Origin of the sequence: Arthrobacter sp. TB 26 (assembly GCF_000427315.1) — a bacterium.
In the GTDB taxonomy this organism is placed as follows: domain Bacteria; phylum Actinomycetota; class Actinomycetes; order Actinomycetales; family Micrococcaceae; genus Arthrobacter.
Map to the genome: position 1 here is coordinate 1 of NZ_AUPJ01000192.1, position 8,698 is coordinate 8,698.

Genomic DNA, 8,698 nt, shown 5'->3' on the forward strand with positions numbered 1-8,698 from the left:
CGGGTCGGGAGGTCCGTATCGCGTAAACCATTCGCCGGGTTTAGAGTCGAGATATGCAGTCATCGCACCACGATCCGGGTTTTACGGTCCGCTTGGCTGAAAGCGACGCCGGACGTCACGACGCCGGTTCCCCAGCGGGAGGTTCAGGGCGCGCCACGGCGGCTCGGGGCTTCCGCCAGCGGCGCAGGAACCGGCACGGCCGCGGGCTCCGCGGCGAGATCATGCTGCCCACGCTGCCCGGCTACCGTACCCGCTCCGACCGCTTCGACGACTTCGTCCTCGACTCGGCCGAGCGGCTGCACGACATTTGGGGCAAGCCGCTGGACGGCGTCCGTTTCGCCGTCGATGAGATTCCGCCGGGGCTCGAACAGCTCGTGGCGGACCGCGCTCCTGCCCCCATGGGTTCCTACGCCCCCGCCACGGCGGACGAGGGGCCGGTGATCACCCTGTACCGCCGGGTCGTCGAGCAGGCCTGCGCGACCCGCGAGGAACTTCAGGACCTGGTCCATGACGTCGTCGTGGAGTACACGGCCGAGATGCTGGGCGTGCCGCCGGAGTCACTGGACCCTGTCTACCGCCGGCGCTACTAGGCCGCGCTGCCGGGCCGGCGCTATCAGACCGCTGGCCGGAACTGCGCCGGCCGGGCCATGTCAGTAGCCGAGTGTGACCGGGACCTGTTCCTGGCCCGCCACCCCGGGGGCAATGGCAATCGTTGAAATGTCCTGCCTGCCGTCCTGTTGCAGCAGGACCGCGCCGTAGGCGGGATCGCCCGCGGCTGACACCAGGTAGCCGACAAGCGGTGAGCCCTCGACCTCGGCAGGGACCTTGATGGAGGCGGTGGTGCCGCCGGCGATGTCGGCGGCCGCGGCCGCGCGGATTTTTCCGTCCGCGGTGATCGGCGTGTAGGAAATCGTGGCCCGGCCCTCGGGAGCGCCGAAAATGAGGAAGCGGTCTCCCGTGCCCGGGACCGGCACAACGTGTTGGCTTCCCAACCTCGCCGACGCCGCCGACCACGCGAAGTCGGAGGCATCGTCGGCCTTGAGGCCCCTGGTGACACGCGCCGCAGCGGTGAATGAAACGTCCGAACTGACGGCCACCGTGTACGGCCCGGCCGGCACGCCGGCGAGCGGGACCTGGGTGACGGATCCAGCCTTCGCCGTGACCACACCGCCGCCGGGCAGGGCTTTCTGGCCGTCCCGTCCGAACAATTTGATCGCGACGACGGCGTCGGCGGACCCCGGCACCGTGATCTGCAGGGCAGGTCCGGCATCCGCGAAACCGGACTTCCCGGCGAGATCCGCCAGCCCGGCGGGGTCCTGGATGTCCACACCGGAGACCACCTGGCGGAGCGCCGGAGCCGTGGCGGGGGCGATGAACTCCACTCCGCCGGGCGTCAGCCCCCGCAACACGCTCTGCTGGATAACTGCTGCCACCGGTCCGCCGGCGCTGCGCACCCGGACGCTGAGTTGCTCCTGCCCCGGGGCGAGCCCGGCCAGGATAACGGAGCGTGTGGTGCCCGGTGCGACGAGGAGTCCGCGGCTGCCCGGGGCCTGGAGTGGGCCTTTGGCTCCGAAGAGGTCGAGGCTGACTGTGGCCGGGCTGCTGGAGGTGTTGCTGAGGTTCAGCACGGCCGTCCGGCCCAGCGCGGTGTTCGCGCCGACGAGCCAGAGGTCGTTGGCCGGCTGCTGGCAGGCTGCCGCCGCCGAACCCCGGAGGTCACCGTCCTCTGCTGTGTAGCGCACGACGGCTCCGGCGGCGGGCTGGCGGTCGCCCTGGGCATCGGCGCTCATGACGCTGACGCCATCGACGCCCCGCTGGGACACGACGCCGGCAGGGTTCGGTACCAGTTCCGGCACCCCCTCCATTGGGAACTGCTGCACTCAGAAAGCACGGCCATCCGACAGGGTGGCCGTGCTTTCGCATGGGGACTGGGCTGGGGAAATCGAGCACATTCCTGACACGGAGTTAGGCGCGGGCTGCCGGCCGGCGATCAGGGCGTGCAGCTGGCGGTCGGACCCTACAGTCCGTATCGACGGATTCTCTCGTAGAGCGTCCCGCGTGCGATGCGAAGTTGCTCTGCAGCGTCCGATTTGTTTCCGCGGCACTCCCTTAGCACCGATGCGATGATCTCCCGCTCGGCCAGCTCCAGCTGGCTCAGCTCGGGCAGGACTACCGTCCGGGGCCCGGCGTTGGAACCTTTCACGTGCGATCCAGCAAGGCTTGCGACACTCAGACGGCTGAGCACCAATGAACAGCCCTCCGCAGTCCTGGGAGGCATCACGGGCACGATCTGCGCACGAACGCCGGTGGGCAGGACAAACTCCTTGGTGAAGGGTCCTGCCTCTTCGACGTAGTGCCACAGCTGTTCTCGATCAAAAGACAGGCCGCCGAGACCATCCTCGGCGATCATGGTGTAACGGTCCAGTGTAATGACGGCCGCGCCCGTTCCAGCTTTCACGCGCAAATGGGCATCAAGAAGCCGCTGGTGGCGGGCGCGGGACAGGCGGGTCAGCGAATCCTGAATGCCGGTCAGCAGCATGTTGAGCGCAATCTTCAGATGCGGGTTCGGCTCGCCGGCAAGGCACGTGACGTTAACGGCGCCGAGAAGTTTTCGCGTAATTGGGTGCAGGACCGGGCTCGCTGCGCAGACGAGGTTGTGCATGCGCTCATCCAGGTGGTCGGTGCCTTGAACAATGGTGGAGGCGCGGGTCGCAAGCGCGACACCCACTCCATTCGTGCCCGCAGAACCCTGGGCGAGGTCGGCGCCCTCCGTTACATCTGCGCGCGCAAGGTGCCGACGCAGGCTCGGAGCTGCTGCCCATTCGTAGGTCACCCTTCCATCGGCGTCAGTAAGGGCCAGCCAGGTCGTAGTCCCTTCAAGTGCCTCCTGCGTCGAGGAGATGGCTCTTCGCGCTACCTTCAAGAGAGACAACTGCTCCTCGGCCGAATTCGACATCTTGTTGTTCCTCCGCGTCATTGCGTGTGATGGAATCGTCCAGCCGGGCGCGAGCAACTCCGCTTCACACGCTGAACTGGTGCCGGTCAATTTGACTGTCCCCTGTCGACGTCATGAGCGGCATCCTTCAAGTGTGACATAACCCACAATCGCGTTCAGCTCCACGGGCAAATTGTTCAAACATTGAACACTTTGACCCACCAACACTCTTGCTGAAGCCCCACCCCGGCGGGTGGGCAGCGGAGTTGAGAGGCCCGGACCCCACGGTCGGCAGCCCTCCTTGATGCCCGAACGAACGAACGGGCTAAAGGACTGATGGAATCGGCGAGTCCGACCCGCGGACCAATGTTCAAGTTCTGTACAGGGCACGGATTCAGGTGCTAATCCGCGCAAGAATCCTAGAACTCGGGTTTGTCCTGCGACTAGGTCAGGAACGGGTCCGGCTCGGCCGCACCTGATTCCGTGGAACATATCCACGAACCGCCGATGAGGAAAACCCTGACGCTCTGCGTTATTTCTGGCGTTCAACCCCGCTCACCCACTCTATTCAAAGGAGCATAGATACATGCATTTTTCGTATGCCCGCACATGGCGAAAGATCGCCGTTGCGGTCCTCGCTACCGGCCTTCTCACCTCTACCGCTGCATGCAGCACCAGCAGCAGCAGCGCCGCCCCGGGCGCCCCGGCCGCGTCCCAAGGCAAAGGCACCGGCACCGGCACGACGGATGGAAGCGGCGCTCTCCTCAAGGTCTTCATGCCGTCGACCTCGAACGTCTATCTGGCGGCTGCCTCGCAGTCCATCAAGGACGAGGCGAAAGCCCTGAACTACACCGTCAACATCGTCGAGAACAACTGGGACCAGACCGAGCAGGACCAGCAAGTCCAGGAATGGCTTGCCACCGGTGAGCGTGCGGCCGCGGTGCTGATGTGGCCGGCTGGAGCCGCCGCCGCAACGAACTCGATTCGCCTCCTTTCCGCGCAGGCACCTGTGATCCAGTTCAATAACCTGGTCACGCCGGAAGCGTCAAAGTACGTGACCGCCTACGCGGGGGTCTCGGACACAGGCATCGGCAAGGAAGCCGGAGCCAACGCGCTCGCCGCCGTCGAGAAGCTCAAGGCCGAAGGGGTCAAGTTCCACGGCCCCGGCGGCAAGCCCAACGTCGTCGAGATCCGGTTCACCGCCGGGTACGCAGCCGGTGATGACCGCGAGAAAGCCTTCGCGGAAGCCACGCCGGGCGCTTTCAACATGCTCGCCGTCGAACCCACCCCGACCGTTGACGCGCAGGGCGGCTTCAAGGCAGCCAGCCAGGTCATCCCCCGCTTCCTCGGACAGGGCATCGACATCGTCTACGCACACAGTAACGACGTGGCAAACGGTGTGGTGCAGGCGCTGGAGCAGAACGGGCTGAAGCCGGGTAAGGACGTCATTCTGATCACCGGAACCTCCTCTGGCGACATGACCAACCTGCGCAGCGGCAAGATCTGGTCCGCCACCCTGCAGTCCCCGGTGATCGAGGGAGCCCTCGTGGTCCGGACCGCCGCGCAGTACATCGCCACCGGCCAGGTGCAGTCCGGCGACGTCACTATCGAATCGTCGGCGACCAAGCCTGAACTCAAGGTCGAAGCCCCGCACACGGCCACATACATGATGAATCCCCAAGTGACGGCCGAGAACAATGCCTCCTTCGACATCTGGGGCCTCTCGTTCGACAAGCTGATGGGCAAATAGGACCCCTCAACTGGAGTCCACCCCAACCGCGGAGCCTCGGATACCTCCCACCACCGGAGCTGTCCGAGGCTCCGCACCCATCTGATGCGCGCCCTGTGCGCCACGCATTGCAAACCTAGGAGAAACGAATGACTGGAAGCACTCCCCTTCGCCTTGAGGCGAACGGCATCTTCAAGTCTTACGGGGCAGTGAACGCCCTCTCGGACGTGCGTTTCGAACTCCGGGCCGGCGAGGTCATGGCCCTCTTGGGTGAGAACGGCGCCGGCAAAAGCACCGTCGTCAAGGTCATCTCTGGCCTCGTCTCACCCGACAAGGGTTCCATCGAGATCGATGGAACCCCGACAAATATCTCCAGCGTCTCGCTGTCACAGGCGGCCGGGATCGCCGTCGTCCAGCAGGAGTTCAGCACGGTCGGAACCATGACCGTGGCCCAGAACCTCGTGCTCGGTCAGCAGGGCACGCCCTGGTGGTGGAGCCCCCGCAGACTGAACGACAACGCCGTCGCGATCCTTGAGCGCGTCGGGCTTGCCGGGCTGAACCCTTCCACACCGGTCGAGGAACTCTCCGTTGCGGAGATGCAACTTCTTGAGATCGCGCGCGTGCTGGCCAGGGACGCCAAGGTCATCATCTTCGACGAACCGACCGCAGCCCTCTCGGACGCTGAGATCGTCCGCGTACTCGATGCCGTCAAGCGTCTCGCGTCGGAGGGGCGGAGCGTCGTCTATGTCACCCACAGGCTGGGCGAGGTTTTCGAGATTGCTGACCGCGTCACCGTCTTCCGCAACGGTAAGAGCGAGGCCCCTCTAGAGGTCAAAGAGCTCGATGTTGAGACGATCGTCGCGAAGATGATCGGCCGGGAGCTGGGCCACCTCTATCCGGGCAAATCCGCGGCGGTCGGTGAAGTCGTGCTGGAGACACGCGGGCTCCGGATTCCCGAGCTCCGTTCCGAGATCAACCTGACCCTCCGGCGCGGTGAGATCCTGGGCCTGACCGGGCAGCTCGGCTCGGGAACTGCGGAGCTGATGGAGGCACTTGCCGGCGTCGGCGAGATCGTCTCCGGGGAGGTTCTCCTGGACAGCCAGCCGCTTAACACCCGCGGCAGGCAGAACGGAATCTCGGCCGGCGTTGCCTACTGCTCCGCGGACCGGAAGAAGGACGGTATCTTCGCGAGAGTACCGATCCGCCGGAACCTGTCGTCGCCCTGGCTGCACCGGCTGTCCGCCGTAGGGTTCGTCAGCGCCCGGCAGGAAGTCGACGAGACAAACCGCTACGCCTCGCACTTCGCCATCGACGTCAAACGCATGAACTCGAACGTGGGGACGCTTTCGGGCGGGAACCAGCAAAAGGTGGCCCTGGGCAAATGGCTCGGAATTAGTCCGCGCGTCCTGCTGGTTGAGGAGCCCACCCGCGGCGTGGATATCGGCGCGCGTGCCGATATCTACGCCCAGCTTCGGCGACTCAGCGACTCGGGGGTAGGCGTGATCGTCAGCTCCTCGGACACCAACGAAATCCTGGGCCTCTCCGACACGATCGCCACTTACTTCCGCGGCGAACAAACATCTATCCGACCCGCAGGCGAGTGGACCGAATCCGCCCTCGTCCGCGAAGTAATGCACCGTGAGGATGCGAATCATGACTAGTACAGCAAGCATTGCCGCCGACTTCACCGCCCGGCCAACCAGAGGCAGCGTCGTCCGCTTCGTCAACAGCTACACGCTCCCGCTTCTCCTGGCGGCGGTGTTCATCGCGTCCGCCATCAGCACGCCCGATTTCGCCACCTTTGCGAATATTCGAGCGATCCTGATCAATACCTCCATCGTCGGAATCATCGCTGTCTCGATGACTGCGATCACGATTTCCGGCAATTTTTTCTCACTCGGCATCGCGTCCTCCACCGTTCTTGCCGGCATTGTGTTCCTTGCGGTGTCAGGCCTGACCGGATCGACGCTGGCTGGGCTCGGCGCCGCCGTCGCGGTCTCGGTGACGTTGGGGATCATGCAGGGCCTCATCGTCGGCGCCGGACTCAACCCCGTCATCACCACCCTCGCCGTGGGCTCGGTCATCTATGGCCTGGTGGCGATCGCTACCAAGGGCGCCGTGGTAACCGCGGGCAGTGTGGACGTGGCGTGGCTGGCAACGTGGAACTTCCTGGAAATCCCGCTGCCTGTCTACATCTTCGTGCTCTTCACGGCCGTTGCGTGGTTCCTCACCGAACACACCCTGATCGGACGCAACATCCACCTCCTGGGCGCCAACCGCGCCACCGCCAGGAACAGCGGCATCTCTCCCCCGGCCACCACTATCTGGGCCTTCATCGCGTTTGGGGTTGGCCTCGGAGTCGCCGGCGCCCTGAACGCCTCACAGCTGCATCAGATGCAGGCCAACGACCTGGCCGGACTCACCATGGACGTCATCGCGGCGGTTCTGGTCGGCGGAACCGCCGTATCAGGCGGCGAAGGATCCCCCACCCGGTCCGCGCTCGGTGCGCTGCTTATCGTGGCCCTGGGAAATATCATGCTCCTGCACGGCCTCGACAACGGCTGGCGTGTCTTCCTCGTTGGAGGCATCGTCGTGGTGCTCGTGGTAGCTCTTCACGTTCTCAGAAAGGTCAGTACCCGATGAACGCAGCCAAGGAATTCTTCCTTAAGTACTCGCTCCAAATAGTCGTCCTCCTGCTGGTCGTCGGCACCATGGTGATGGTCTCACCCGGCTTTCGCGGGGAAGCTGCCCTGTTCTCGTCGCTCGAACGACTCATCCCGCTCGGTGTCATCGCGGCCGGACTGGCGGTGACGATGATCGCCGGCGAGTTCGATCTTTCCGTCGCCTCCATGGCCGCATTTGCAGGGGCGATCGCCGTGCAACTCGGAGGCCTCGGCCTGATAGCGAGCATCCTCATCGCCACAGTCGTGGGAGTGCTGCTCGGCTCGCTCCAAGGCTGGGTGATTGCACGGCTGGGTATCAGCTCGCTCGTGTTCACGGTTGGAACGCTGATCCTGCTCCGCGGCGCCACCTGGTTGGCTACCGACGGCGTCCCGGTCACCCTCACCGACTACAAGCTGAGCGATGCGCTCATGGTCCGGATCTGGGTCTTCACGCCTCTGTCGCTCACAACGATCGCCGTGCTCGCCGTTCTGGGCATCTTCCTGTCGCGGACACGGTGGGGCCGCGAGATCTCATCGATCGGCGGAGCCCGGCAGGAAGCCGTCGCCTCAGGAGTCAAGCTCAGGTCGCGTCTGGTGCTCGCCTTTGCCATTTCCGGTGGATGCGGCGCCCTGGCCGGGGCGCTGTCGTCCTTCCGGGGCGGGTCTGCAACGCCGGATGGTCTGGCAAACATGCTCCTTCTGGCGCTGGCGGCAGTTCTCATCGGCGGAGTCAGCCTCACTGGAGGGCGCGGCGGCATGATCAACGTCGCGTTCGGCATCGCCATCACCGCGGTCCTTGCTGCGGGAATGTCTTCCATCGGGGTCAAGGCCTTCGTGACCGAACTGTTCACGGGCGTCCTCCTTCTGGTCGTGATCCTCTTGGAATTCGCCATCTCGAAGGCGGTCGCCTATAGGGCATCCTTGCAGAGGCGCCGTCCGCACCTGGCTGTCGCCTGAGAACGTCACTGACCTCGGGCAGTTGATTCCGGCGGCGCCTCCGATTCTGCAGGGGGCGTCGCCGGGTCATTGCAATGACCCGGCGACAGACCTTTGGATGGCCTTAAGCATGGCCCGCCGACCCCGGCGCTGAGGATTTTGAGACCGCCCCGGTGACGCTGTCGTCGGTCCCGGGGCCCCAATCTGGGGGCGAGGGCTTCGAGCCTGAACCAGGCGAGCCGCATCCGGCCTCACGACCTGCTGCCTGAGGGCTTCGAGTGGAGCGACATTCCCTAGCCGAAGCGCGCGCAGATGGACTTTCCCGCCGCGTGACACGTCCCCAGGATCCCGCCATCCATGGTTCCCGCGGTTGTCGCGGGCATCTCGGGATCCGCCGTGCTGAATGCGGCGGCTGGCTAGTCTGCTCCGACCGCC

The 8,698-nt window shown here is 65.1% G+C and carries 6 protein-coding genes and 1 pseudogene; 5 read left to right on the top strand and 2 right to left on the bottom strand.

The annotated features are described in order from the left end of the window. The first annotated feature begins 53 nt into the window (after window positions 1-53). Entirely contained in the window at window positions 54-590 is a 537-nt protein-coding gene (locus tag K789_RS0106620) for a metallopeptidase family protein (protein WP_024366072.1), read from the top strand. Between the two features lie 60 nt (window positions 591-650). Here the strand turns inward: K789_RS0106620 and K789_RS0106625 are convergent. Both K789_RS0106625 and K789_RS0106630 read right to left on the bottom strand, forming a co-directional pair. Next, window positions 651-1,832, bottom strand: a pseudogene (locus K789_RS0106625) (DUF5719 family protein); the annotation flags it as partial. 185 nt (window positions 1,833-2,017) lie between these two features. After that, a complete protein-coding gene (locus tag K789_RS0106630) occupies window positions 2,018-3,046 on the bottom strand; it encodes a helix-turn-helix domain-containing protein (RefSeq protein ID WP_128081576.1) in 1,029 nt (342 codons plus the stop codon). Window positions 3,047-3,521: 475 nt separating this feature from the next. Here K789_RS0106630 and K789_RS0106635 point away from each other — a divergent pair, with 475 nt between their 5' ends. From K789_RS0106635 to K789_RS0106650, 4 genes are all read left to right on the top strand, one after another. Beyond that, on the top strand, window positions 3,522-4,685 hold the full coding sequence (locus K789_RS0106635; RefSeq protein ID WP_024366075.1) for a sugar ABC transporter substrate-binding protein: 1,164 nt from the start codon (window positions 3,522-3,524) through the stop codon (window positions 4,683-4,685). 128 nt (window positions 4,686-4,813) lie between these two features. Continuing rightward, the gene (locus K789_RS0106640; RefSeq protein ID WP_024366076.1) at window positions 4,814-6,325 is read left to right on the top strand and encodes a sugar ABC transporter ATP-binding protein; all 1,512 of its coding nucleotides are present in this window, start codon (window positions 4,814-4,816) and stop codon (window positions 6,323-6,325) included. Further along, the gene (locus K789_RS0106645) at window positions 6,318-7,307 is read left to right on the top strand and encodes an ABC transporter permease (RefSeq protein WP_024366077.1); all 990 of its coding nucleotides are present in this window, start codon (window positions 6,318-6,320) and stop codon (window positions 7,305-7,307) included. Before K789_RS0106640 ends, K789_RS0106645 begins: the two co-directional genes overlap by 8 nt. After that, on the top strand, window positions 7,304-8,284 hold the full coding sequence (locus tag K789_RS0106650) for an ABC transporter permease (protein ID WP_024366078.1): 981 nt from the start codon (window positions 7,304-7,306) through the stop codon (window positions 8,282-8,284). Before K789_RS0106645 ends, K789_RS0106650 begins: the two co-directional genes overlap by 4 nt. The last annotated feature ends 414 nt before the right edge of the window (window positions 8,285-8,698 follow it).